This window comes from Streptomyces sp. NPDC006551 (assembly GCF_040611675.1).
GTDB lineage: Bacteria > Actinomycetota > Actinomycetes > Streptomycetales > Streptomycetaceae > Streptomyces.
In genome coordinates this window covers 185,017-209,561 of record NZ_JBEXOT010000006.1, presented here as the reverse complement: position 1 = coordinate 209,561, position 24,545 = coordinate 185,017, and the positions used below count along the sequence as shown (strand labels likewise).

The window sequence follows — 24,545 nt, the reverse complement described above, 5'->3', positions numbered from 1 at the left end:
CACCCGTTGGCGGGACGCATTCGAGGCCCTGATGGGCCGGATTGCGGGCCGCTTTGCCCGGGTCGAGCCCCGACGCCGGGCAGCGCGGTTGGTACTCGGTCTGCTGGCGGACCTGCCGCGCAAGAACTGCTGGACGATCGCCGAGTGGTCTGGGGAAGCCACGCCGCACGGGATGCAGCACTTGCTGTGCCGGGCTTCCTGGGACGCGGACGCTGTCCGTGACGATGTCCGCGGCTACGTGGTCGAGCACCTGCACGACGACGCGGCGGTGCTGGTCGTCGACGAGACCGGCGACGTGAAGAAGGGCACGCACACCGTTGGGGTCCAGCGGCAGTACACCGGCACCGCGGGCCGGATCGAGAACTCCCAGGTCGCCGTCTACCTCGTCTACGCCGGCAGCCGCGGGCACGCCGCGGTGGACCGCGAGCTGTACATTCCGCGCTCGTGGACCACTGACGCCGACCGCTGCCAGGCCGCAGGCATCCCCGAAGACCGCAACTTCGCGACCAAACCGGAACTGGCCACCATGATGATCGAACGGTTCCTGGACGCCGGGCACCACGCCTCCTGGGCTGCCGGGGACGAGGTCTACGGCAGCAACCCGAAACTGCGGGCCGCACTGGAAAAGCGCGGCCTGAGCTACGTCCTTGCCGTCGCCTGCTCGGCCGAAGTCACCACCCCGGCGGGCAAGTTCCGGGCCGATACCCTGGCCGGCAAGCTGCCCAAGCGGGCCTGGCAGAAGCTGTCCGCCGGAGCGGGGGCGAAGTGCTACCGCCTCTACGACTGGGCCGTCATCGACACCGCCGACCCTGGTCCCGGACACCGTCAGCTGCTGATCCGCCGCAACCGCACCACCGGCAAACTCGCCTACTACCGCTGCTATTCGCCACAGACCGTGCCGCTGACCACCCTGGTCAGGGTCGCCGGATCAAGGTGGCGGGTTGAGGAGACCTTCCAGTCCGAGAAGGGCCTGGCCGGACTCGATGAACACCAGGTCCGCCGATTCATGTCCTGGACCCGCTGGGCCACCCTGGCGATGCTCGCCCACGCCTTCCTCGCCGTCGTCCGTGCCGACGAACACGCCCGCCATCCCGGCCCCACCGATCTGATCCCGCTGACCTGCAACGAAATCCAGCGACTGTTCATCACCCTCGTCGTCCAACCCGTCCACCACACGGCCCACCGGCTTGGCTGGTCCGACTGGCGACGCCGCCACCAGGCCCGAGCCCAATTCGGCCACTACCGACGACAAGCCGCAACCCAGACATGAAGATCACGATCTACAGCTGGAGTACTAATCGATCAAAACTCTGACCTGCTGCTGGGCTGTCGGCAGTTGTCAGCGTTGGTCATCAAAGACCGCCCCTGCCGCACCCGAGACCTGGGGCTCGGGTCGGTCGGGCAGGCTGCGGGTGCATATAAGTGGGGCTGTGTCCGGTCAGGTCTCAGCGGGCTGGTCGGGGACGAGTCTCCGGGTGTCCAGGTCGACTCGATGACGCACCGTAATGTCGAAGTCGCGCGGATCGACAGGGATGGTCAGGAGGTTCTGCTTGCCGTGCCCCATACGGCGTGCCAGGTGCAGGGCCTGTTCATGGTCCTGCTCCTCTGTAGTCTCCTCCGAGCCCTCGTAGACCAAGACGCGATGGAGATGGACGATCGCGCCCCGCTCTCCTTCGTAGACGACGTAGAGGCGTTCGTACCTGAGACCGGGGTTGCTGTCGAACGGAGAAGTCATCGCGGTGCCGCTCCCATCGCTCAGAGGAGTGGGTCTATTGCCACAGCTGCGAGAACCACCAGCCGGTCATCGCTCCCTCGTCCACATAGACACCGACGGTGAAGCCGAGCCAGTTGCCGTAGACCAACGGCACCCACGGTTCGAACTGCTTGGGGGGTCCGAAAGGAGGAGTCGCATCCATGATCCCCACTTGGGCTCGCTGGGCAGCCGCGTAGGAGAGTCCCACGTGCACGGCCAACTCACCCGAGTGGCGGACATGCACGGTCTGGCTGGGGTACGTCGAATAGGGACCACTCTCGGACGCCGAGAGCCATCCGGCATGCTGCTCGATGATCGTCATGGGGACGCACCTCCTGACCTGCCTCCACCGCGCGGAACCGGGCGGGTGGGACAGGGTTGAACGAGGGTCGGTTCGGGGGCCGCAGGGAGAACTCCCCGGTGCCCGCGGTGTCGCAGCCCATGGTGGCCGATGCCGAGGGGCGCGGTGGCTCATAACCAACGTAATGAAGGTCGGCGCCGAGGGCATCAGGAGGGAAAGGCACCGGTCATAGGAGGTCTTTGTCGCGTACAGGGTTGTGCGGGCGGGTGCCGGAGCCGGGACGGCATCCCGGTTGGCGGGTCCGGTTGCGCCCGGCATCGACGAGAGGCCGATCACGATCTGTAAAACCGTCGTGGCGCGAGTCACCGTGGGTTCAAATCCCACACCCACCGCCAGGTGAAGCGGCCCCTGACCAGGAACTATGGTCAGGGGCCGCTTGCATGCCGGACCCCGCCACTGCCCGCAGTTCCCCGCAACTTCCCGCTGTCCGGGCACGCGTGGGGCACGGGCGGTCTACTCGTACATTGCCCCCATTCGCAGGGCAGTGCCGATGAATGCCCAGTCGGGCCTGGGAGGCTCCTCCCCGCGAGAACGATGAAACCCCGCTGAATCCTGAATCCTGAATCCAGGCGGCCATGGACTCGAGGTAGCGCTCCAAGGTCGGGTTCTCCCAGCCGTCGCCGTTCGAGATCAGGTCCTCGCGCAACTGGTGAATCTGGTGGACAAGGGCTTCTCGGGACGTGATTTCGGCGTCTGATCCGTACGTGGGCTCTGAGGCATGGCCGCACCGTACAGCGAGGTCGGTGGAGCGGCTTTGGGCGGGAGCAATCGCTGTTGTCCGGTGATGACGAGGCGTCCGTGATAGCTCGGGCCACCCTCCGCAGCGGCGCCACCTACTGGGTGGGAGACCGGGCACAACCCGCAGGCCAACATGCCGGAGTCTTCACGCGCCGACTTCAGCGCATGAGGATGCACGGACTCGAACCTCTTGGGCTGGAACGCGCAGTGCAGCTCGTCCGCGAACATGGCCGGCCCGTGCGCACTGGGATGATCGATGCTGCCGATCGGACATGGACCACCCTGCTCTTCCTCACCGAGGACGGCAGCGCGCTAGTGGCCTGGGCTGGCTGGCAGCTGCCGCTGGTCAGGAAGCCACCGCTCTAGGAGTTCGATCGGCGACGTGTTGCGACACTCGGATTTGGAGGTTGTGCAGTCGGGTTGGGCTGCTTGGGGCTGCCGCTGTCCACCGTCGTTGAGGTCAGGTGTGGATGTCAGTACGGGAGCATGTTCGGGTCCTCAGAGATCCGACGGGCGAACTCGTCTACGGCTCGCGACGGAACGCCTTGGGCATCTTCATCGCGCAGTGCTTCGACGAGGGCCTGCCGGACCGTTGCGTACGGTTGCCAGGCATGAGAAGTGCCGGTCCGACTGACCGCCCGCTCGACCTTCGCCAGATGGGCTGTCACGATCGGCATCGCCTTGTCGTACTCGCTCGGGTCTGTGGTCACGGACCCAGGCGATCAGGGCGACGCGAAGGCGTCAAGGCCGGTCTTCGCCGGGAGCACTTGTTTGGAAGATCTCGTATGCAGATCCGTACTCACCTGCGCCTGCGCTGACCTGGGCAGATACGACGATGTCGCTGCTACTCCCCGTGATTCCCCGTCCAGCTCCGGCTGATCGGGCACGCACGGGGCACGTGGCGACTTCAGCATGGCTGCACCGCTACAGCTTCGCAGGGCATCGACCAGGGCCGCGTCCTGATCGACGTGACCACGGTCAACGTCCTGGAAGCCGAGATCACCTACCCCACCGACTATGCGCCGCTGTCGACCTACACCGGCATCCCGTGGGGGCTGCGGACGAACGCGGATGAGATCCGCGCCTACCTCCGCGAACAGTGCGCCCTCGTTGTGGGCCCGACGGGGTCGGGCAAAACGAACATGGTCCACACGATCCTGGCCGGGTTCGCCCGCACCACCGACATCCTCACCTGGGTCATCGACCTGAACGCCGGGTCGGCCGGCCTGCCCTGGGTACGGCCCGCACTCGACTCCAGCGGCCAGACCACTACCGGCATGCGGCCGGGGATCGACTGGCTGGCCGCCTCCCACGAGGAAGCGATGCTGATGCTGGATGCGGCGGTGCGGATCGCCAAGCACCGCAAGATGGCGTACCAGGACCTGCTGTCGCGAGAGAACACCGACCTGCTGCCCATCAGCGACCGCATCCCTCAGATCATGCTCGTGATCGATGAGGGTGCCGAGATCCTCCCCGCCACGGACAAGCCCTCTCGGCCCCTTGCGGCGAAGATCCTGGAGGTGATCCGGATCGCCCGCGCCATGGGCATCCGCACCGTCCTCACCGCCCTCGGCGCCACCGGCTCGGTCCTGGGCAACCTGATGATCCGCCGGGAGGCCAAAGTCCGCGTCGCGCTGACCGGTGGCGAGACCGAAGGCATGGACCTGAGCAAACAGTTCCCCGGCTCACGCGGCCTGCGCGTCGACCAAGCCCCCTACAAAGGGTCGGGATTCATGGCCACGCCCGAATCCCCGGCGGGGCTGTTCAAGTCCTGGCGGATCCTGCCCAACCAGATCCGCGACATCGTCGCCGCCACCTCCGACCGCCACCCCACCCTCGACGCCATCTCGGCCAAGGCCGCCGGACCGGACTACGCACGCCGCTGGGACATGACGCGCACAGCATGGATGCGCGACGACGCCCCCAGCAGCACGCCGGCCGACTCACAGCCCGGCGCGTCGGCCGGTCCGGTGAGCGGGCTGAACCTGTCCGCGCTGCGTGACGAGCGGACGCTTGTCGCGGAGACGGACGAGGAGGCGCTGGCGCGGAAGTTCCGGGAGCAGATCGACGCCGAGTTCGCCACCGCCCCCGAACCGGCCACGGACGCTCCGCCGTCCGGGATGCCGCCGGCGGCGGGGCTGAACCTGTCCGCGCTGCGCAACGAGGACAACGCCGCCAAGGAAGCCGCACTCGCCGTGCTGCTGGCCGCCGGACCGGAGGGCACGGGGGCGTCCGCGATCGCCCGCGCGCTCGCGGACGAGCACGGCACCACTCGACAGACCGTCGTCGGCTGGCTCAAGTCCTGGACGGACGAGGGCATCGCGGTGCGGATCGGGGAAGGCACCAAAACCCGCTACGTCCACCACCGCCACACATCCACGGACTAGGGCGCTTCAGGTCGGCCCGCGCGGCCGTACAGATGCGCTGCCAGGGCTGTCGTGATGCCAGCAAGTGCCATCACGGAGGCGGCGACCCAATGCCTGGGCTGTTGGCCCAGGATCAGCACGGAGACCGCGCCGAAGCCGAGACCGAACGCGGGGAGCAAGGCGATCTTCCGGCCCGTGAGACGGCCGGCGAGACCAAGCAGGGCGCCAATAGCGACCACAGCCCCGGCCCACAGCGCGAAGGTGTAGCGATCGCCTTCGTCAGGAAGTCCGTAGCGCCCACGGGCGTGTTCCTCGAGCCCCAAGTCGACGACACCGGCAAGGGACCAGAAGAACGCGCTGAATCCGATCAAGCCGATCGCAGCTATCCATCGGTGGCTTCTCACGCCGTCATCTTACGGCGAGTAATCCCACCCCCGGGGGGGCGATTTGCCTTGGTCAACGCGGTGATCCGTCCTAGTCGTCTGTCGCTTGTCACGCGGGCGCCCAGAAGGCCTCTGGGCGGCCCTGTCAGGGCCGGAAACGGGCTTTGACCTGCAACGTGACAAGCGACAAGACAAGACAAGCGACAAGCCGCACGACAAGTCAGACGACAAGCGACACGACAAGCCGAGCACCGGGCAGCGCCCCATCACAGGGTGCTGCCCGAGCTGTTGAAGGGACGACGTTGTGCACCCCGAGACCCCGTACGAGATCACCACCCTGACCGGCCACCCGCAGCCGATACCGCGCCCGGTAATGCTGCCGGAGGAAATTTTCCCGGGCGTCGCCTGGGTGACCCTGCCCGGCGGCGTCCGGACCCTGGCCTACACCCAGCAGCCCACCACCCAGGCCCCGCGGCCGGTCGCCGCACCGCCGGTACCGACGTGGGCCAAGACCACGGCCCTCCTCGCACCGACCATCGGCGGAGGCGTCGCCGCCGCCGGTATCGGGCTGTCCTACGCAGCCCCGGGACTGATCGCCATGAGCCACGCCCTGTGGGCCACCGTCGCCCTCATCGCCGCCGGAGCCATCGCCCTCCCGATCCTCCTCGGCGCCTGCCGACGAGGAGGCAAGGCCGGTCCGGCGCAGATCACGCAGAACATCACCGCCACCGGCCTGTTCGGCCGCGCGAGCGGCACCATCAACCACCGCTGACAACGCCAAAGGCGGCCCCTTGCACTCGCCAAAGTCCGGGGCCGCCCTTGTCTCCAGTCCTCAACAGACCTGTTGGAGGTCTCCCAGCATGACGCAACCCACCCCGATCCGGCGAGTACGCGGGCGTCGCCCCCGCTTACTGGATCTCTTCTGCTGCCAGGGCGGCGCCGCAAAGGGCTACGCCGATGCCGGATTCGACGTGACCGGCATCGACAAAGACCCGCAGCCCCGCTACCCGTACCGGTTCATCCAGGCCGCCGCGATCGCGTTCGTGCTCGAGCACGGGACCGCGTTCGACTTCATCGACGCCTCGCCGCCGTGCCAGCACGACAGCGAGTGCCAGCGCATCCAGTCCAACGACCACCCCGACCTCATCGGCCCGACCCGCGCGGCGCTGGAGACGACCGGGCGCCCGTGGGTGCTGGAGAACGTGCGCGGCGCGGTCCCCAAGCTGCGCGAGCCGGTGATGCTGTGCGGGCAGATGTTCCACCTGGCCAACTACCGCCACCGGTACTTCGAAGCCGGCGGCGGCTTCGCCCTCTCCCAGCCCTTCCACCCCGCCCACCTGGTCCCTCAGGCCAAGATGGGGCGCCCCGTCCCGCCCGGCCACTACGGGCAGTTCGTCGGCAACTTCTCCGGCGTCCCCCTCGCCCGCGACGTGCTGCGGGTGCCGTGGATGAACCGCGACGGCATCCCCCCGGCCTACGCCGAACACATCGGCCGCACCGTCCTCGCCCAGCTCACACCCGCGCTGGAGGTGGCGGCATGAACAGCCCCCTGACGGCCGATCCAGCCTGCCTGCCCCTGCTGGCCTCCGCGCTGTCTGCGGCTGAGCGCGGTTGGCCGGTCATCCCCCTGCACCCGCGCGCCAAGCGGCCCGCCGGCCACCCGGAGCGAGCCTGCCCCGGGACGGGGCGCTGCGCGGGCGGGCACCGCACCCCCGAGCAGCGCGCCACCACCGACCCCGACCTGGTCCACGCCACCTGGGCCATGCGCCCGTACAACGTCGGTATCGCGACTGGCCCGGCCGGGTTGGTCGTCATCGACTTGGACCCGGTCAAGCCGGAAGAGCCAGAAGGAGCGCCTGACGGCGCGACTTCCCTGCGGGCGCTCTGCGAGCGCGCCGGGCAGGCCGTCCCGGTCACCTACCGGGTGCGGACCGCGCGCGGAGGGGAGCACCTGTACTTCACCGCGCCCGCCGGGGTGCGGCTGAAGTGCAGCGTGAACCGGCTCGGGCCGCACATCGACACCCGCGCCTGGGGCGGCTACGTCGTCGCCCCCAGCAGCACCACCCGCGACGGCAGCTATGAGGTGACCGACGACGCGCCCGTCGCACCGCTTCCGGAGTGGCTGGCCGCGCTGCTCACCGAACCGGCCAAGTCCGCCACTGTTGCCCTGGCTCCGCTCCGGGACGGCACGCGCGCCGCCCAGGTGGCGCTAGAGCGCGAGTGCGCCGTCATCGCCGCAGCGAGCGAGGGCGGGCCGAACGGCCGCAACAACACCCTGCACCGCAGCGCCTGCAAGATCGCCCGGTTCGTCGCGTGGGGCGACCTCCCGCGCGAGGCGGCGGAGCAGGCAATCCAGGGGGCGGGGGAGGCGACAGGACTGCCGCCGGCCGAGTGCCGCACCACAATCCGCAGCGCCATGGACTGGGTCATCACCCACGCCACACCCAGGAAGGCGGCATGACGGCGCCCACTCCCCCCGCCCTGGATTGCCCCACCAGCACCCCGACCGGCCCGCACGCCGCCCCACAGCCTGTGGACACGGCGGCCGTAGGCGAGCCGAAAGGCGCCGCCCGCAAGGGCGTCGTAACTGCTCTTCGCCCGAACCGGTCCGCCGCACGGGCGAGCGCCGACCCGACACCGGACACCCCCGGCATCCGGATCTTCGCCCCACCGGTCTACCGCCACCACTACGACGGCACCCGCTGGTCCACCCGGCACGGCGCCCTGCCCACCGCCGCCTACGCCTGCGCCTGCGGCCTGACCGGCACCGCCACCGGCCCCGGCGCCGTCGCCGCGCTGATCGCTGAGTACGACGCCCACCGATCCACCTGCACCGGGACACCCGCCCCGCCCACAGAAGGGAGGCACGCCGCATGACCGACACCATCGACGGCGCCGCACTGCTCAACGAGGTGGAGGCCTTCCACCGCCGCTTCAACGTCTTCCCCACCGAAGCGGCCTACGTCGCCGTCACCCTGTGGGACGCGCACGCCCACCTGATCGACTGCTTCGAGACCACGCCCCGGATCGCGTTCCTCTCCCCGGAGCCGGGGTCCGGCAAGTCGCGCGCGCTGGAGATCGTGGAGCTGCTCACCCCCCGGCCGGTCAGCACGGTGTCCGCCTCCGCGAACGCGCTGTACCGGCTCGTCGACTCCGCCGAGGGGTTGCCCACGGTCCTGTTCGACGAGGTGGACACCGTCTTCGGACCCAAGGCTGGCGCCGATGAGGCACTGCGCGGATTCCTAAACGCCGGATACCGCCGCATCGGTGGTGCCCTGCGGTGCGTCGGGGACGGCTCGAACCAGAACGCCCAGGTGTTCGGCTCGTACTGCGCCGTTGCCATGGCCGGTCTCGGCTCCCTGCCCGACACCGTTCTTACTCGCTCGGTCATCATCCGCATGCGTAAGCGGGCCCCGAACGAGAAGGTCGAGTCCTACCGGCAGCGCACCCACGAGAAGCAGGGTCACGCGCTGCGTGAGCGGCTCGTCAAGTGGGCCGACACCGTTCGCGACCAGGTCGCGAACGCCTGGCCCGAGATGCCCGAAGCGGTCACAGACCGGCCGGCCGACGTGTGGGAGCCCCTGCTGGCCGTGGCCGACGCGGCGGGAGGCCCGTGGCCCACCCGCGCCCGCGCAGCGTGCCTGGAGCTGGTCAACGCCGCCCACGACAACGACGAGGCCTCCCTCGGGGTCCGCCTGCTCACCGACCTGCGCGACAAGGTGTTCTGCGGAGCCGACCGGATGCCCACCGCCGCCATCCTCGAATGCCTGCTGCGCATGGACGACGCCCCATGGGTGGACCTGGACGACAAGCCGATCAACTCTCGCTCGCTTGCCCGGCTGCTCGGCCAGTACGTCACGCCAGCGAACAAGCCGATCAAGCCGCGCGGTATCCGCACCCCGTCCGGCTTCCCCAAGGGCTACTACGCCGAGGACCTCACGGACGCCTGGACGCGGTACTGCCCTCCGACCCCGGAGGAATCCGCCACGTCCGCCACGTCCGCCACGTCCGCCACACCCCAGGTCAGCGGGGGTGAATCCGTGGCGGATACCGCCACGACCATCCGCCACACGCGCGCAGAAGCCGCGACACAGCTCACCGTCACCGGCTAGCCGACCCACCCCGCCCGTGCCGCCACACCGCCTCTGGTGTGGCGGCGCCTATCCGCCACACAACCGGCATCCGCCACAGATCCAGGTCGCTGACCTGCGGTGTGGCGGCGTGGCGGACGTGGCGGATTCCCCGGAGGGGGACCGAAGCCAGCTCACTGCCCAAGGAGGCACCCCGATGAGCACCCCGCTCCCCACGAGCCACACGGCCGTGACCGTGCCCGAGGTCATGGCGGCTCTCAAGCTCAGTCGCTTCAAGGTCTACGACCTGATCCGCACCAAGCAACTCCCCAGCTTCACGGTCGGCCGCGCCCGCCGAGTGCCGACCGACGCCCCCCGCACGTTCATGCAGACCCAGTTGGAGGAAGCTGCCTGATGGCACGCAAGAGGAACCCGAACGGCGCCGGCAGCATCTGGCAGCGCAAGGACGGACGTTACGAAGCACGCGTATACGTTCCGCAGCCCGACGGCACCCGGAAGAGGAAGACCGTGTACGGAACGACTTGGGAGGAGTGCGACGCCAAACGGCAGGAACTCGTCCTGCGGGACCGCCAGGGCATCCCCACCCCCACCCGCTCGGCCAAGCTCTCCGAGTGGCTTCCGTACTGGCTGGAGCAGTTCGTCAAGCACGACCGCAAGAAGACGACATACGCCAAGTACGAGACTCACGTCCGCCTCTACCTGATGCCCAACATCGGGACTAAGCGCCTGGAGAACCTGGGGGCGGCGGATGTACGCCGGATGCTCGCCGCCGTCTCGGCCCAGGCGTCGCCGGCCACGGCCAAGGAGTCGCACCGCGTCCTGCGCAGCGCGCTCAGCGCCGCCTGCCGGGAGGAACTCATCAGCAGGAACGTGGTCAAGCTCGTATCGGCCCCTCGGGTGGAGCAGCGAGAGCTGAAGCCGTGGGACCTGGAACAGACGACGACCTTCCTGGAGGCGGCGAGGGGAGACGCGCTGTACGCCGCGTTCGTCCTGGCCGTGGCCCTCGGGCTGCGCCGGGGGGAGGTTCTCGGGCTGCGCTGGTCAGACATCGACCTGGAGCGCCGCACGCTGACCGTGCGGAACCAGATCCAGCGCGTGCAGAACGAGCTGTATGCGGACTCCGCGAAGAACCGGCGCACGCGCGTCGTCCCCCTCCCCCTCATGTGTGTGCCGCCGCTGCGCTGGCAGCGTCTCCGGCAGGCCGCGCAGCGGGACGCGGCGGGGCAGAACTGGCAGGACAGTGACTACGTCTTCACGACTCGTACCGGCCGCACAGTGGAGCCGATGAACCTCAGCCGCTCGTTTCAGCGGATCACGGAGACGGCGGGGCTCCCCCGGATCCGGCTGCATGACGCCCGGCACGGATGCGCGACGCTCCTGTTCGCCGCAGGTGTGCCGGCGCGGGTCGTGATGGAAATCCTGGGGCACTCGCAGATCGCCGTCACTATGAACATCTACACCCACGTCTCCGACGAACATCGGAGGGAGGCAATGGGCCACATGGACCGCCTCCTGAGGCGCACGAAGTGAGAGCAGCGGAGTCGCCGACCTTCCGAGGAGGGAACGGCGACTCCCCTCGACAGTCACTCGGCTGAGGGCCAGTTCCTGGACGGGCAACGCCGAGCATGGCCTGGTGAACACCACTGCCCTCCAGCCGGGACAGGGGCGCAGGTGGGCAAGGATGCGATCAGCGGCAGGCTTCGAGACCTCGAACAATGGCTCTACCTGCCGCAGCGTCAGATTTGTGCGCAGTACGTCGCTACCAGCAACGCTCGGCCCTCCAGCGACAGTCGCCACGGCCAACCAGGTCACCAACTTGCCCACCGGCTACGTGATGATCTCTAGGTAATCCAGGTCCTCTTCATCCTCGTCCGGAACCAGTTCATCGAATGCTCGCAGTAGTGGATAACCCACTTCTGGCTCGACTGCAGCGATATAGCACGCCCAACCCAACAAGCGACGGCGAGTCATCCTCTCGCTCGAGCCGCCAAACTCCTCCACATAAGTGTCGTAACCGAATTTCGATATCACGTGCAAGATCCACCGCATCTTCCGCTTCACCTTGCGCGGAATTCGCGGCCCGCCTGAGTCTCCGACGTACAGGCCAGTGACATATTGCGGGCCACCGCAGCGCATAAAAGCGGTCTTGCGTGTGTTTACCGACCAACCAGCATCGTCGAGAATGCGAGCGATTTCCACCGAGTGTCGGTCAGTGACGTCGCCAGAGAATGCGAGATCATCCACATAGCGCGTAAACGATAGACCCTCCGACTGCGCATATTCGGAAAGGGAGTGGTCCGTGCCCAGAAAGGCCAGGTTAGACAAGAACGGAGATGTACTAAGTCCAATTGGCAACTTGCCGCCGATAGTGACGAGATTGACAGCGGTGTCCGCAGCCTTCTCTTCGTAACCCTGCTCCATCAATGAAGCTTTTACAATTTCGGCCCTAATTGACGGGAAAAAATCCTCAAGGTCCATACGCAACACGCACGCTTTTGCCAGGTGCTGTTTAGCGTTGCTGACCGTAGAACGTCCGCGAACAAATCCATGAACATGATCAGGGGCCTGGTACGAAAGCAGCTCTATAAAGCTCCGGTGCAAGTTCTTATTGACGAAGTGGAAAGCCATCTTCGGCTTGTACACTTCTCGAATTCCGCCGTGCTTCTTGCGGTATATCCGCTGAACGTAGAGGTGCCCTGCGCCCGCAGGTAGACGCGAAGATAGACGTTCCAGAGTTTCAACCGATACGCCGGCCTGCTCCGCCAGGTCATCAACTGAGTACGGCATTATTCCCCTTACGATGGGGCGCCAAGAGGTAGGGTCGCACTCCCGTGCAAGGGCTATCATGCAACGCACGCGAACTCGCGCACAAAGTTGACCGCGACCCTACCTCGTGCGTGATCGTACCACACGTCAATGAAGGGGGTCCTTTCGACTAGAGATTCGACCTCGCTCAAGCGAATAGAGCATCGAAATGGATGCCTCGATCTCGCGAAATGCCCTATAGGCGTAGTCTTTCGGACTCGTGGTACAGCCCGCCTGGAGCCACCTACTTACGGCCGCCATGACAAAGTCGATGACAGCCGTAGACATGTAATCCTGCTTAGCGACCATCGTAATTTTCAGCTCCGGCAGCGAAGCCGCTTTTCCGATCGTTTTACATGACTGCTTGAACACGCTACCGGGAAGTCGACGAATAATCGACTGCATGCCCTCGCTCTGCTCTACATAGCAAAGCAATTCGGATTCATGGCGATGCTTGATCGATAGGTCACTCAACAATTTTACATACATGAGCTCAATTAGCTCGGATTCCGCGCGGCCGGTAAAGCGCGTTCGATCGGTTGTAACCATATACGACCGAAAAATGATATTCCCCATCAGCTCTAGAAAACGGTCGACCACCTCTCGCGGATTGGTCGAGGCATGAAAACCATTCTTGCGAAATTCTTCGAAGCTAGCAAGCCCGAACAAACTGCTCCTTGCAGATAGGCTTCTATGCAAGTCCCGAATTTTTTTCTCTACATCATCCGCGTCTTCGCCCAGTTCAACCGCACCGACGATCAGCGGCTGAGAAGCGTTTCCGTTTCCCGACTCGTCCATGAATAGCTTCATCACAAATAGTCTTTCGTGAGGCCCCGCAACGCCGTAGATCCGCCCGCGTCGTCGCTTGAGGCATGTTGGCCCTACGAAGACACTTCGCGCTGTCACGCTACCCCCGCGCGTCTGGCCAAGGGGGTCCGTTGAAGAGATCCGGTGCCGGCCCGCTCTCGCGTCGAAGGTGGCACTGCCGTCAGCCACTACCGTCAAAGGCCCCCGCAGCATGAGCTGCGGGGGCCTTTGCACTGGTGGGCGCGGACGGTTTCGAACCGCCGACATCTGCTTTGTAAGCCTGGCACCCGCGCCTGATCCGTCATCGCAGCTCAGCCCGTCTGTGCGCTACGACAGCTGTCACAAGCTGTGGATGCCGCAGCGATCCTCCAGTGACCGTGGTTGACCGTTCGTTCTGGCACACATCTGGCACGCGTGCTCAGAGCTCAACCCGCTCGCTCAGGACATTGTCAGCGGGCTCCCCGTAGCGGAGCATGACGTGCGCCGGTCGAAACGGAAGCGCACGCCAGCCCGGCTCCATCACCCAGTACAGAGCGTCTGCGTCAGGACCGTAGGCGAAGATGACCACCTCGCCCCCACCGAACTCATTGCCGTCGACCTCACCAACCCCCGCAACTGCGACCGCGGCCCTGATGGACCGCTCGGCCTCAAAGACCAGTGACCACTGATCGGGCTCGCCGAGGTCGTCGCCACCCAGCTGGAAGCGAGCAATCACGGCGTGCTCCGGAGGCGTCGACGGCAAGTCGACGAGTGCGTCCTGCATGCCAGCACTCTCTCACTGGGCACTGACAGTCGACCTCTGCCGGGGTGCCCGAGCCTGCGGCGCCCGACTGACGCCCGCTTTGTAAGTTCGGTCCGACGCTCCGCCCATGGCTTCGGCTGAGGGGGTGCCCTGGCGCAGTTGACTGCTCGACGCTGCGCACATCCATGCCTGTTGCTGTCAACGATGGACATCAGGACGATCACATGCGCTGCTCGGTGCGTGCGACGCGAACTCCTGCGCTTCGTTTCCCAACCGTCCACGTTTGAGGAGTCGAAGCGCAGCTTCGCCGTGGCGTCGACACCCGTCTCTGCCATGAGTACAGTCACGTCGACATCCAGGTAGCGCAGTGCCCTTGTCAAGATCGACAAAGCGGATCAACTGCGCTTGAGGTAACCGCCCTTCGCCGCCGACCCTTTGAGGTAGAACTGTCATATCGGCACTTGGTCGACACCCTGGAGTGCAGCGAATGACCACCACGGTTCCCTCTTCGGGCGATGGAGCCACCTCGGCGCCATCGGCCACGGGAACATCCACTACCGCTCAACCCACACCTGACGCCGGTGACGCAGCAGCACAGGCTGCTCTGGAAGAACAGGTCAAGAAGGAGGCGATGGCTCACCTCAGAGGCTGGCTCGTCTCCTCTGTCCTGTTTGCGCTCATGCCCACCCTGATCCAGTTCCTTGCTGGCCGACAGACCGCAGGCTATGTCCAGCCGGATTTCATGGAGATGATGAGCAGGGCTCAGCTGTACCTTGTCTCGATTGGCATCACGATCCAGGCGTTGGTCCAAGCATTGATGGAACTGCGCAAGAGCGGCGCTCCCACGCTTGTGAACCTGTCGCTGGCCAACCTCATCATTCTGGCCGCAGCAATCTTCCTAGCCTCCACCGCAGACGGCACCGACGCGCTCAAGTCAGTGGTCGGACAACAGTCGTTGATTCTCTTCCTCACGGCCCTTGCGGCCTCGGGTCGTAGTACCTGGATCTGCGCGAAGGAGGCGGCGCTCCGTGATGGCTGAATGGGTAGCCACTTTGGCATCGATGACTGCCGCAATGATCAGCTTGGCAAGCACGTCCGAAGTGGTCCGAAAGTGGGTTGAGCGCCTTCGCCGGCGACGACACAAGTCTCTTCACTAGTACTTGCCTGAACGCCCCGGCCAAAGCATGCACGTCTCCGTCGGGGGCGTCATCTAACGCAGCTGACGGTTAAATGGGGATCTCGTAGACGATCTCGCACAGGGCGGCTGGGACGACGATGTCCGCCGTCTCCACCGGCCGCCCCTGGTCGTTGTAGTAGGTCCGCCGGATGTGGGTGACGAGCGCGCCCTTCTGGATCCCCAGGAGTGAGGCTTCCTCGACGGTCGCCTGGCGCGGCTCGGGCTGCTCGACAGCGTGGCTGATGGTGACGCCAATCTGGGCCATCCGGTTCACGACGCCTGTCCCGGCGTGCGGCCCGCCCTCGGGAAGGACGATGAGCGTCCCGCCAGTGAGGTCGTACGGCTCCCAGCTCGTCGACAGCTGCACGGGCCGCCCGTCGGCAAGGAACTCGTACACGGTTTGGACGCACAGCTCGCCCTCACCGATCCCGAGCCGCGCAGCGATCTCGGCCGGCGCAGGCACCTTTGCATCGGTCCGGCTCTCCCAGCCGCCATTCCTACCCACGGCCTTCATGTCCGCCCGGAACGGCGACCCGTCCGGCTGCTCGCGCGCCGCAGACCGAACCATCCGCACCCGCAGCCGAGGCTCGGCCACATAGGTTCCGGACCCGGCCCGCCCCTCCAGCACGCCCTGAGAGATCAACAGCTCCTGGGCCCGGCGAACGACGTTCTCGCCCACCCCGCACTCCTGGCCGATCTGGGCCCGGGAGGGCAGCCGGTCACCAGGGGTCCACTCGTGCTCCGCGATCCGCCGCCTCAGTTCGTCGGCGATGCGGAGGTATGGCGGCTGCTCAGACATATGGAAAATCTAGTCCACTAGCTCTAATCTAGTTAACTAGCTTCACACAAAGTGATCGCCGGTGACGGAGGCTGCCCTGTGCCTGCTCCAGAAGTAAGCGCGGAGGTCTTGGCCATCCGGCTGGCAGCCGTCGGACTCATCACACGCATGGAAGAGCACCCCCGGCACACATCGATCGAAGCGGAGGTACCGGAATCCCTCCCTGCCGAGACATGGCGGGAGGTCCTGGAAGTGGTGGCCGCAGCGGACCGATTCGGTCTCCTGGCTACCAGCCTGGGCGGCCGCACACTCTGGGCCGCCGTGAACAAAGCGGTCCCCGCGACGGGCGATGTCCGGGGACCTGGCCGTCAGCGATAGGAGCTGATCAGCATGTTCAACCGTATCCGTCACGCCATCAGGCGCACCAAGGAGCGGCACACCCCAAAGGCCCGACACCGCAAGGCCTTAACGCCAACGCGCCCGACGCTCATCCACCCCAAGCCGTCCGACGAACTGGCGCTGTTCCTCCGGCAGCTCGGAGACCGCACGAACTTCCTCCCGGGCGAAGGGACGGCCCTCGTCCGCCCGTACGTCCTGGTCGGCGAGCAGTGCGCCCGGCAGAGCTCGGATCCGCAACCGCACCACCTCTTCGCCCACGCCTGCTTCGTGCCGGCGGAGGTCCACGGATGACCCGCGTCCCCTCGGCGGCGGCCACGCCCTACGAGTCCAGCGCATGCCGGATCGGCACCCACCACGAGTGCGCACACTCCTTGCCGACGATGGCGCCGATCGGCATCCCGGTCGTCTACGAGGCGTGCGCCTGCTCCTGCCACTCCGCGACCACGTCACCGGAGGCGACCTCGTGAACGACTTCCCCCCGGGTGGCGCACTCGCCTCCCCGGTCGAGATCACCACGGCCACCGTGCAGCGCGGCGACGTCATCCAGATCGGCGGCCAACCGTGCCGAGTGGCCGACCTCCGCCAACTGCCCGGCGGCGCCAAGCGCCTCTACTTCGAGTCGGGCGAACTCCTGACCATGCACACCCGTACGCGCCTCATCGCCGTACGAGTGCTCAGAAGGTGGTGATCGCCCTCGTGCCGTCCCTAAGCCAGACCATCGCCGCCGACCTCCGGGCTCAAATCACCACCGGCCACCTGGAGGCCGGCGCCCGCCTCCCCTCGGAGCCCCGACTCGCCGCGGACTACAAGGTCAGCACCCCAACCCTGCGCAACGCGCTCTCGCTTCTCCAGGCCGAGGGCCTGATCGAGAAGATTCACGGCAAGGGCAACTTCGTCCGCCGCCCTCTCCGCAAACTCACGTACGCCGACGGCCTACTCACCCCGGACGCAGACCTCCACATCACGATCCGCACCACGAACCTCCGAGCACGCGGAGACCTCATCCCTCTGCTCAAGGTCCCCTCGCGCACCCCGCTGACGGAGTTCCTCTGCCTCACCCACCAGGGAGAGAGGCCGCACAGCCTGGCCCGCATCTACGTCCCGCGTGACCTGGAGCAGCCCGAACTGCCGTGGTCTCGCTCCAAACGGGTGGAGACCCGAGAAGTGGTCACCGCCCGACTTCCCACCCCAGAAGAGGCCTCCACCCTCCGACTCAGCACCTCGCTGGCCGTGCTCGCAATCACACGAGTGTCTGCCGACATCACAGGCCGCGTGATCGAGGCGGCTCGCCTGATCCTCGCCGGCGACCGCACGGAAGCGCTCTTCACCACTCACCACACGATCGACGAGAAAGGGCCGGAAGGATGACGCCCCACGACGAACTCCGCCTCCTCCCTTGGCCGGGCCCAGACGGCAAACCCTGCTACCTGAGCACCGACGACGCCGACAGTCATCTATCCCGCCTAGCCGACGACACCGAGGCGATCCAGCTCAACTTGGCCGCCGACCTCTTGAACCACGCTTCTGAGATCATGAGCAAGGGGGAGGTGGCCCCGGAGGAACTTCGGGCCCTGGCCAAGAAGCTCACCGGAACCTTGCGCGACACGATGCGGGTTGCGGACAGCCGCGGTCACCGACTGCTGGGTCCACCACGTCGGGATATCTGTGACGACAGCACAGCTGTCTAGCGATCCCCCCATTAACACAGAGAAAGCCCTGGACTGAGTCCAGGGCTTTCTGCTCTCCGGAATTCCTCTGTTTTCATCCGGTTAGGCGGCTTCGCATCCCCACCTCAAACGAGTGAGAGCGAGAGTGCACGTGACCTCCTCTACCCGGCCAGCGCGGAAGTCAGACGCTCTGTATCCGGCACACACCTGTCGCGCCTAGGAATTCCGCTTCACTAGGTACATCAAACAGGCCGCTCTGCGACAGTTCGTGGCGCTCCACGCTTCCGCTTAGAGGTCATCCAGCGGAAGTCTCCATCGCCGATTATCCCCGTCACTTCAGGCAGGATAAGCCTATTCCCGAACACCGCATACTCCACCCCGGTCCGTTGTATCTGTGCCGTGTGTAGAATGTCAAACTCTACGCATCGAAATCCCTTGTACAATTCGTCGGTGATGCGCTTATTCGCGTCGTAGGTAAGAAGCCATCTGAGTGGAGTGTCACGCAGAATTTCTGCCAATTCCCTATGATCCTCGTTCGTCAGTGAGTCGAGGTACAACCTGTCACCCTGGACGATGTACGGAGGGTCAACATACATTAGAATCTCGTCGGACTGCGGCTCAAGGTGGCGAATAAAGGAACGGGCATCCATTTGGGACACTGTAACTCGGTCGCTGAATTTTGCCAGATAGTTGATACGTTCAATCAGAGATTCTCGATTGAACCTGGCGTCAATTTTCCAATCGCCGGCCTGGTCAAGCCCTCCGATTGGGCGGGCTCGAAGGATTCCTGAGCGATTGCATCTATTTAGAAAAAAGGTCGAAAAGCCCAGCTCGATGTCTGTGCGATCGGCAGGGTTGTTATAGATCTCGGCATGGTGATGCCATGCGTCGATCGTAACCTCTGCGGATGAGACGGAATGGACTAGATTGTCGGGTTCGAAGAAAATGCAACGCCACAAAGCCGCCACGCCTGGATCCAGGTCATTAATGTGAATGTGATCGACTTCGTTGTCTGCAAGCAGACGCAAAGCAGCACCCGCGCCCCCCGCAAAGGCTTCAGCGTATGAACGGGGGCGCGGGCGTTGTCGCGAAAGAAGGTGTGCGATGTAAGGCGCTAGTCGCGCCTTACCTCCCGGGTATCGGAGTGGGCTGATATACCTCATCGCTTCTTCTCGATGAGGTGATCGATCTGAGTCAGAAGAGGACCGTACGCCAGGCTCAACTTCCGGACTTCGGAGGTAAGCGGATTCGCCTGCCAGGAGTGCACGAACTGGTGGAGGGTCTTCAGCACGAGTGCTCCTTCATCCTTCTGCGAGAAACGCCAAGCATCGCTGAGCGCCGGGTTGTCCTGTGTCGGGTCAACCTGATGGAGGGCAGCACCAATCCGACCCTTGAGGTCGCCTTGGCCCCGCTTCCAGCCAAGTTGGGCTGCTGCGTCCGTGACCACGATGTCTACGACGATCCGCACCATGATAGCGGCGACGTTGGGCATCTCGTCGATACTGAGCCGCTTCGCTTCCTCGAAGACTTCAGAGGTGCGAAGGCTTACGTTTCGCAACGAGACACTTTGGAATAGCCGCTTCTCGAAGTCCGGCCTCTTACGCCGGGGCGCCTTCGTCGGTGCCGAATCGGAGGCCTCGCTGCTCTTGTCCGTTTCCTGGTTGGCGTTTGATTCGGTGCCAGAAAATCTCTGCGGCTCGTCCAGCCGGTCGGCCAACTTCGGCAAATCGTCTTCGACTTGCTGCAGATAGCTATTCCGCTGCCTCTTTGTCTTGATCTTATCAACCGAAACAGAGCCGGCCAGGTCATGGAAGAGGCGGGCAAGGATCTGCCGCATCCGGTCTTTGGGGAAGTCGGAAACGACTGATTCTCCGTCGAATGAAATGCCCAGTCGACTCCGAACATCCGGGTCGCCAATCATCCGGCCAAGGTTGGTGATTCTGTTTTCCCGGACGGTTGCGACATCGGCGATGAGTTCCGCATCGTCTGCGAACCAGGCAGTCACTGCGTCGATGAGAAGTCTCGCCTTTTCGGTCGGAGTTGAGCGCCCGCCAAACCTGCTCACTTCGGCCGGGTTCCACTTGACGACACCGACGCCGTCGTTCTCGCCAGTGTGCCTGAGCTTGATCCAGGGAGCAGCCTGCTGTCGAGTTTCCGCGACAACGCACTGCACTCGCCGTGGAACGTCGCCACTTGCGGCAATAGCGGCAAACTTCCGCTGTAGTTGTTCGGTTGGCGCCAAGCTCGGCTTGTTCAGCAGCTTGAGCGTCGCTACCCTACGGTTACCCTCAAGTACAATATTGAGGTCGCCGTCAGGCATCACCACGATCAGCTCGGTCGGGTTGAGTCCCGCCTCGACAATGCTCTTAGCCAGCCGAAGAAGCTTGAGCTCGCCTTTGTCGAGAAGTGCGGCGATGGACTCTTCAAGGCTCTTCGTCGGCTGCGCGTGCCGCGGATTCATCTCGTCCAAGGTCAAGGACGCAACGTGCATGCTTGCTTGTTTCATGCCACTCATAGTCCTCGCCGCCCCCTTGCGGTGCACCATATTTTCTGGCAGGCAGATCATACGTGGCCTAGCAGCCTCTTTGCTATATAGATGAGTCCTAGCCAACTGGCCGGGAAGTGCCTATAGGTGCGAGGTCGGCGGAGCGGGTTTGGCCGGTGGCCTGCCCGGGCTGGGGTCGAGCATGAGCAGGGGGCCGTACGCTGGTTGGCAACTCGGTCAGGCTTTGGGCCTGACCGCAATGTGATCGAGTGGCCCCCTGCTCTTGCTCGACGCGGGTCCCTGACCGGGGAGGTGGCTAAAGCCGTGGAGCCGACCGGCCCCAGCCACGGAGGGGTTCGCCACCCATCAACCCGAGCTGTGAGGCGTGCGGTCGGCGGCCGGGCTGGAGCGGGGCGCAGACAGGAGCGCAGGCCCGGGCGACGGGCCGCGCGCGCCGCGCCGTGCGCGGCGGGTGCCTTGATGAAGTAGAGAAAGTCTTACCGCGCTTCTGGGCTTCGCTCGGCCTTGAACTCGCTCAGCAGGTCGAAGAACAGGTCGATGCCTGCCCTGCCGCTCGCTTCCGCGGCCTTCGTGATCTCGACCGCCCACCCCAAGGAACTGGCGTAGTTGTGGCCAAGTCGCGGCCACAACCATTCGGCGAACGGGCCCTGGTGTTCGAAGTCCGTCATGGCCTCGGGGCCGTGGATCTCGGATGCGACTCGGTAGCCGTACAGCATCGCCTGGAGCTCCAGGAGGGAACCGCCGCGCACGAACATCCCTGGCCGCATGCGGACCTGGTCCAGAAAGTCATAGACGTCGCGCCATTCGCTGATGGGCTTCCGGGTAGTCATGCGGACGTCTCCAGGAGGTGGCGGCCGTCGTGGCTGCGGACGTGGGGGCCGTTTCCGTCTAGCGCGTCCAAGAGGCGGATCGCGTAGACCTCCGCCATGCGCTCTTCGACCTCGGCCGGCGTGAGCCAGTCGACCGCGGTGGACTCGCCTGAGGTTCGCTCGGTGCCGCCTGAGGGCTTGCAGCGGAAGACCAGGGCGACGATTCCGCGGGTGGTGTTCTTGTAGACGCCCGTCAGCTCGTCCACCTCGACGTGGATGCCCGTCTCCTCCAGGACCTCGCGGGCCACGCCCGCTTCGGGTGCCTCGGTGAGTTCGAGGACTCCGCCCGGGAGTTCCCACGTGCCGTTATCCGCTCGGCGGATGGCCAGGAGGCGGCCGTCTTCGCGTACTACCGCTCCGGCCACGGACACCGAGTGGAGTGGCGTTGACTTTGTTCCCGCGCTCCCGTTACTCATGTACAGGAGCATATGAGAGTGGGTAGGACTGTGGGAACTCCAGCAGGAGCTGGCAGGGCCGTACCTCGGTACGTGCAGATCGCGGACGACATCGTCCAGCAGATCCGGTCTGGCGTACTGAAAGCCGGCGACATGGTGCCCAGTGAGTCCGAGCTCGTCGAGCGGTACGGGGTCGCCGGCGGGACTATCCGTAAGGCCATGGTGGAGGTGCGGGCCAGTGGGCTCGTCGAGACCCGGCACGGCAAGGGTTCGATCGTGAAGGATCGGCCTCCCGTACGGCTTCGGTCTTCGGATCGGTTCCGTGCTTCTCATCGGCGGGGCGGCAAGGCTGCCTACCTCGCCGAGTCCGAGCAGTCCGGCGCGACGGCCAAGGTGAGCGTTCTCTACATTGGGCCCATGGAGGCGCCGACGGACATCGCCGAACGGCTCGGGGTCGATGCGGGGACTCAGGTGCTTGCGCGGCGGCGGCTGTACTTCCGGAACGGGACGCCCGTCGAGACCGCCTCGTCGTACCTGCCGTGGGACGTCGTGAAGGACATCCCCGAGCTGTTCGCCGAGAACCCCGGCCCCGGCGGCATCTACGCCCGGCTCGAAGACCACGGCCACACCTTCGCCGAGTTCGTCGAGACGCTTCAGGCCCGGCCGGCCTCGAAGGCGGAAGCGTCCGAGCTGGCTCTGAGTCCTGGCGCCTCCGTGGTGCACCTGCTGCGGGATGCCGTGACGAAGGAGGGACGGGTCGTGGAGGTCTGCGACACCCTCATGGCCGCTGACCAGTTCGTCTTCCAGTACCGGATCCCCGCGACAGACTGACGCTCGCTCAACTTCCCTCAACCCGCTGCGGTTTCTTCCGTGGCGGGTTGACTCATGTACAGGAGTGGTGCACTCTTCTTCATGTTACTCCTATACAGGAGTGAATGAGCCCAGCCTCTATAGAGGAGTGATCCACTGTGCGTCAGATCCCCGTCGACACGTCCGCCGCGATGGTGATGGTGGCCCAGCCCCCGGCCCCGAAGATCGCGAACCGCCAGACCGGCGAGATCGCCACCGACCGGGACACCGGTGCCCCGCTGATGACCGTCGACGTCATGTTCGTCATGGACGGCAACGCCGAGATCCTCAACCTGACCGTCCCCAAGACCGGCATCTCCGAGGAGCTGTCCATGGGCACCCCGGTCGCCCTGACCGGCGTCGTCGCCCGGCCCTGGGAGAACGAGTTCAACGGCCAGAAGCGCCACGGCATCAGCTTCCGCGCCGTCGCCGTCACCTCGCTCGCCACCGCGAAGGTCGGCTGACCCATGACCGCCTTAACGGTCACCCTCGCCCTGGTCGCCACGGTCGCGCTGCTGCTGCGGTGGCAGCGTCCGGCCTGGTACTGGATGAGCTTCGGCGTCGTCTTCGCCGTGGTGCGGATCCTCGCCCGGTACGCGTCGGTCATGGACGCGTGCGGGCTGACCGTCCCGCCCTCGCGCTGGCGCCTGGCGCTGGCCCGGATGACCCGCCAGCCCATCCCCAAGTCGCGGGCGCCCCGGATCCTGCGGCTGCGGCCGACACGTACCGGGCTCGTACTGCGGGTGAAGCTGCGTCCCGGTCAGGACGCGTTCGACTTCTCCGCCGCCTCGGACCGGCTCCGGCACTCGTTCGTCATGCAGAACGTCACCGCCCGGGAGGTCCGCTCGGGTGTCGTCGAGCTGCGGATGACCGGATACGACGTCCTCAAGCGGGTGCAGATGCCTGCGGCCGCCCGTGGTGGGGTGATGCGGGTTCCGGTCGCCATGCGGGAGGACGGGGAGGTCTACTACCGCGACTACCGCCAGACCCCGCACGCGCTGAACGTCGGTGCCACCCAGTCCGGAAAGTCTGTCTATCAGCGCAACCTCGTCGCCGCGCTCGCCACGCTGGATGTCGCCCTCGTCGGGATCGACTGCAAGCAGGGAGTCGAACTCGCCCCGCTCGCCCGACGGTTCACCGCCCTGGCCGACAACCCTGATGCAGCTGCCGACCTCCTCGACGCCCTCGTCGAGCACATGGAGGACGTCTATCAACTGATCCGACGCGAGCAGAGATTGAGTGCAGACCTGCCGGATGCGGAGATCACCGCCGACATCTGGGACCTGCCCGATCACCTGCGACCGACGCCGATCGTGCTCCTGGTCGATGAGGTCGCCGAACTCGCCCTCTTCGCTACGAAGGAGGAGGAGAAGCGGCGGGATCGGATCATCACCTCCCTGGTCCGGCTCGCCCAGCTCGGCCGTGCTGCCGGCATCTACCTGGAGATCTGCGGGCAGCGCTTCGGCTCCGAGCTCGGCAAGGGCATCACCATGCTTCGCGCCCAGCTCACCTGCCGCACCGCCCACCGCGTCAACGACGAGACCAGCGCCAGCATGGCCTTCGGCGACATCGCCCCGGACGCCGTCCTCGCCACGATCCAGATCCGCACCGACCGCCCCGGCACCGCCGTCGCCGGCGACTCCTCCGGTGGGTGGGTCCGCATCCGCACTCCCCACCTCACGCTCCGGCGAGCCGTGAACATCGCGAACTCCCACGCTCACCGCACGCCCGAGATCCCCGCGCTGGACGCCTTCCGGCCCGTCCTTCCGCCTCTGGGCAAAGCCGCGGCGCCCTCAACGGTCACGGCTCCTGCGATCGCCTGAATCCCCTCGCTCCACGGCGGCGTGACCGTTTCACGC

The 24,545-nt window shown here is 65.8% G+C and carries 30 protein-coding genes and 2 pseudogenes; 19 read left to right on the top strand and 13 right to left on the bottom strand.

The window, feature by feature from the left end; all coding sequences use genetic code 11:
* The first annotated feature begins 31 nt into the window (after positions 1–31).
* Positions 32–1,270, top strand: a complete 1,239-nt coding sequence (locus tag ABZY12_RS09870; RefSeq protein WP_356888777.1) for an IS701 family transposase — start codon at positions 32–34, stop codon at positions 1,268–1,270.
* Between the two features lie 168 nt (positions 1,271–1,438).
* Here ABZY12_RS09870 and ABZY12_RS09865 read toward each other — a convergent pair whose 3' ends face one another.
* From ABZY12_RS09865 to ABZY12_RS09855, 3 genes are all read right to left on the bottom strand, one after another.
* Positions 1,439–1,735, bottom strand: coding sequence for a hypothetical protein (locus tag ABZY12_RS09865; protein ID WP_356888776.1), 297 nt, complete (start codon positions 1,733–1,735; stop codon positions 1,439–1,441).
* Between the two features lie 34 nt (positions 1,736–1,769).
* Entirely contained in the window at positions 1,770–2,075 is a 306-nt protein-coding gene (locus tag ABZY12_RS09860) for a hypothetical protein (protein ID WP_356888775.1), read from the bottom strand.
* A 1,250-nt stretch (positions 2,076–3,325) separates the two neighbouring features.
* Positions 3,326–3,562 carry a hypothetical protein gene (locus ABZY12_RS09855; protein WP_356888774.1) on the bottom strand — a complete coding sequence of 79 codons (237 nt, stop codon included), beginning with the start codon at positions 3,560–3,562 and terminating at the stop codon, positions 3,326–3,328.
* Positions 3,563–3,754: 192 nt separating this feature from the next.
* On the opposite strand from ABZY12_RS09855, the pseudogene ABZY12_RS09850 reads away from it, so the two are divergent.
* A pseudogene (locus ABZY12_RS09850) lies at positions 3,755–5,239 on the top strand (hypothetical protein); the annotation flags it as partial.
* Here the strand turns inward: ABZY12_RS09850 and ABZY12_RS09845 are convergent.
* A complete protein-coding gene (locus ABZY12_RS09845; protein WP_356888773.1) occupies positions 5,236–5,622 on the bottom strand; it encodes a hypothetical protein in 387 nt (128 codons plus the stop codon). The pseudogene ABZY12_RS09850 and the gene ABZY12_RS09845 overlap by 4 nt on opposite strands.
* 283 nt (positions 5,623–5,905) lie before the next feature.
* Between ABZY12_RS09845 and ABZY12_RS09840 the strand changes: the two genes are divergently transcribed.
* From ABZY12_RS09840 to ABZY12_RS09810, 7 genes are all read left to right on the top strand, one after another.
* On the top strand, positions 5,906–6,373 hold the full coding sequence (locus ABZY12_RS09840; RefSeq protein ID WP_356888772.1) for a hypothetical protein: 468 nt from the start codon (positions 5,906–5,908) through the stop codon (positions 6,371–6,373).
* A gap of 88 nt (positions 6,374–6,461) precedes the next feature.
* Positions 6,462–7,142 (top strand): SAM-dependent methyltransferase, encoded by a 681-nt coding sequence (locus ABZY12_RS09835; protein ID WP_356888771.1) that lies wholly within the window; start codon positions 6,462–6,464, stop codon positions 7,140–7,142.
* Positions 7,139–8,062: a bifunctional DNA primase/polymerase gene (locus ABZY12_RS09830; RefSeq protein WP_356888770.1), complete on the top strand. Its 924-nt coding sequence runs from the start codon at positions 7,139–7,141 to the stop codon at positions 8,060–8,062. The genes ABZY12_RS09835 and ABZY12_RS09830 overlap by 4 nt, the downstream gene beginning before the upstream one ends.
* The gene (locus tag ABZY12_RS09825; protein WP_356888769.1) at positions 8,059–8,478 is read left to right on the top strand and encodes a hypothetical protein; all 420 of its coding nucleotides are present in this window, start codon (positions 8,059–8,061) and stop codon (positions 8,476–8,478) included. Before ABZY12_RS09830 ends, ABZY12_RS09825 begins: the two co-directional genes overlap by 4 nt.
* The gene (locus ABZY12_RS09820; RefSeq protein WP_356888768.1) at positions 8,475–9,713 is read left to right on the top strand and encodes a DUF3631 domain-containing protein; all 1,239 of its coding nucleotides are present in this window, start codon (positions 8,475–8,477) and stop codon (positions 9,711–9,713) included. Before ABZY12_RS09825 ends, ABZY12_RS09820 begins: the two co-directional genes overlap by 4 nt.
* Before the next feature lie 175 nt (positions 9,714–9,888).
* Entirely contained in the window at positions 9,889–10,086 is a 198-nt protein-coding gene (locus ABZY12_RS09815; protein ID WP_356888767.1) for a helix-turn-helix domain-containing protein, read from the top strand.
* On the top strand, positions 10,086–11,222 hold the full coding sequence (locus tag ABZY12_RS09810; RefSeq protein ID WP_356888766.1) for a site-specific integrase: 1,137 nt from the start codon (positions 10,086–10,088) through the stop codon (positions 11,220–11,222). The genes ABZY12_RS09815 and ABZY12_RS09810 overlap by 1 nt, the downstream gene beginning before the upstream one ends.
* A gap of 132 nt (positions 11,223–11,354) precedes the next feature.
* Here the strand turns inward: ABZY12_RS09810 and ABZY12_RS09805 are convergent.
* The 4 genes and pseudogenes from ABZY12_RS09805 to ABZY12_RS09790 all read right to left on the bottom strand — a co-directional run.
* A pseudogene (locus tag ABZY12_RS09805) lies at positions 11,355–11,497 on the bottom strand (transposase family protein); the annotation flags it as partial.
* Between the two features lie 22 nt (positions 11,498–11,519).
* The gene (locus ABZY12_RS09800) at positions 11,520–12,479 is read right to left on the bottom strand and encodes a reverse transcriptase family protein (RefSeq protein ID WP_356888765.1); all 960 of its coding nucleotides are present in this window, start codon (positions 12,477–12,479) and stop codon (positions 11,520–11,522) included.
* Positions 12,480–12,605: 126 nt separating this feature from the next.
* A complete protein-coding gene (locus ABZY12_RS09795) occupies positions 12,606–13,307 on the bottom strand; it encodes a hypothetical protein (protein ID WP_356888764.1) in 702 nt (233 codons plus the stop codon).
* 415 nt (positions 13,308–13,722) lie between these two features.
* A complete protein-coding gene (locus tag ABZY12_RS09790) occupies positions 13,723–14,067 on the bottom strand; it encodes a hypothetical protein (RefSeq protein ID WP_356888763.1) in 345 nt (114 codons plus the stop codon).
* A gap of 466 nt (positions 14,068–14,533) precedes the next feature.
* Between ABZY12_RS09790 and ABZY12_RS09785 the strand changes: the two genes are divergently transcribed.
* The gene (locus tag ABZY12_RS09785) at positions 14,534–15,085 is read left to right on the top strand and encodes a hypothetical protein (RefSeq protein ID WP_356888762.1); all 552 of its coding nucleotides are present in this window, start codon (positions 14,534–14,536) and stop codon (positions 15,083–15,085) included.
* 187 nt (positions 15,086–15,272) lie between these two features.
* On the opposite strand, the gene ABZY12_RS09780 is transcribed toward ABZY12_RS09785, so the two are convergent.
* Positions 15,273–16,022 (bottom strand): GntR family transcriptional regulator, encoded by a 750-nt coding sequence (locus ABZY12_RS09780; RefSeq protein ID WP_356888761.1) that lies wholly within the window; start codon positions 16,020–16,022, stop codon positions 15,273–15,275.
* A 78-nt stretch (positions 16,023–16,100) separates the two neighbouring features.
* Between ABZY12_RS09780 and ABZY12_RS09775 the strand changes: the two genes are divergently transcribed.
* From ABZY12_RS09775 to ABZY12_RS09750, 6 genes are read left to right on the top strand one after another with little or no spacing between them, the layout of a single operon-like run.
* Positions 16,101–16,379: a hypothetical protein gene (locus tag ABZY12_RS09775; RefSeq protein ID WP_356888760.1), complete on the top strand. Its 279-nt coding sequence runs from the start codon at positions 16,101–16,103 to the stop codon at positions 16,377–16,379.
* Positions 16,380–16,391: 12 nt separating this feature from the next.
* On the top strand, positions 16,392–16,691 hold the full coding sequence (locus ABZY12_RS09770; protein WP_356888759.1) for a hypothetical protein: 300 nt from the start codon (positions 16,392–16,394) through the stop codon (positions 16,689–16,691).
* Positions 16,688–16,867: a hypothetical protein gene (locus ABZY12_RS09765; RefSeq protein WP_356888758.1), complete on the top strand. Its 180-nt coding sequence runs from the start codon at positions 16,688–16,690 to the stop codon at positions 16,865–16,867. The genes ABZY12_RS09770 and ABZY12_RS09765 overlap by 4 nt, the downstream gene beginning before the upstream one ends.
* Positions 16,864–17,088: a hypothetical protein gene (locus ABZY12_RS09760; protein ID WP_356888757.1), complete on the top strand. Its 225-nt coding sequence runs from the start codon at positions 16,864–16,866 to the stop codon at positions 17,086–17,088. The genes ABZY12_RS09765 and ABZY12_RS09760 overlap by 4 nt, the downstream gene beginning before the upstream one ends.
* An 8-nt stretch (positions 17,089–17,096) precedes the next feature.
* Entirely contained in the window at positions 17,097–17,768 is a 672-nt protein-coding gene (locus tag ABZY12_RS09755) for a GntR family transcriptional regulator (protein ID WP_356888756.1), read from the top strand.
* A complete protein-coding gene (locus ABZY12_RS09750; RefSeq protein WP_356888755.1) occupies positions 17,765–18,088 on the top strand; it encodes a hypothetical protein in 324 nt (107 codons plus the stop codon). The genes ABZY12_RS09755 and ABZY12_RS09750 overlap by 4 nt, the downstream gene beginning before the upstream one ends.
* Before the next feature lie 221 nt (positions 18,089–18,309).
* Here the strand turns inward: ABZY12_RS09750 and ABZY12_RS09745 are convergent, their stop codons facing one another.
* The 4 genes from ABZY12_RS09745 to ABZY12_RS09730 all read right to left on the bottom strand — a co-directional run bounded on the left by ABZY12_RS09745 (position 18,310) and on the right by ABZY12_RS09730 (position 21,870).
* A complete protein-coding gene (locus ABZY12_RS09745) occupies positions 18,310–19,230 on the bottom strand; it encodes a DNA adenine methylase (RefSeq protein ID WP_356888754.1) in 921 nt (306 codons plus the stop codon).
* Positions 19,227–20,573, bottom strand: a complete 1,347-nt coding sequence (locus ABZY12_RS09740; RefSeq protein WP_356888753.1) for a hypothetical protein — start codon at positions 20,571–20,573, stop codon at positions 19,227–19,229. The genes ABZY12_RS09745 and ABZY12_RS09740 overlap by 4 nt, the downstream gene beginning before the upstream one ends.
* A 476-nt stretch (positions 20,574–21,049) precedes the next feature.
* Positions 21,050–21,403 (bottom strand): hypothetical protein, encoded by a 354-nt coding sequence (locus ABZY12_RS09735; protein WP_356888752.1) that lies wholly within the window; start codon positions 21,401–21,403, stop codon positions 21,050–21,052.
* Positions 21,400–21,870: an NUDIX domain-containing protein gene (locus ABZY12_RS09730; protein ID WP_356888751.1), complete on the bottom strand. Its 471-nt coding sequence runs from the start codon at positions 21,868–21,870 to the stop codon at positions 21,400–21,402. Before ABZY12_RS09730 ends, ABZY12_RS09735 begins: the two co-directional genes overlap by 4 nt.
* Here ABZY12_RS09730 and ABZY12_RS09725 point away from each other — a divergent pair, their 5' ends adjacent.
* From ABZY12_RS09725 to ABZY12_RS09715, 3 genes are all read left to right on the top strand, one after another.
* Positions 21,871–22,668 (top strand): GntR family transcriptional regulator, encoded by a 798-nt coding sequence (locus ABZY12_RS09725; RefSeq protein ID WP_356888750.1) that lies wholly within the window; start codon positions 21,871–21,873, stop codon positions 22,666–22,668. It abuts the gene before it with no gap.
* 137 nt (positions 22,669–22,805) lie between these two features.
* On the top strand, positions 22,806–23,150 hold the full coding sequence (locus tag ABZY12_RS09720) for a hypothetical protein (protein ID WP_123451908.1): 345 nt from the start codon (positions 22,806–22,808) through the stop codon (positions 23,148–23,150).
* A 3-nt stretch (positions 23,151–23,153) separates the two neighbouring features.
* Positions 23,154–24,509: an FtsK/SpoIIIE domain-containing protein gene (locus tag ABZY12_RS09715; protein WP_356888749.1), complete on the top strand. Its 1,356-nt coding sequence runs from the start codon at positions 23,154–23,156 to the stop codon at positions 24,507–24,509.
* Positions 24,510–24,545 lie beyond the last annotated feature (36 nt).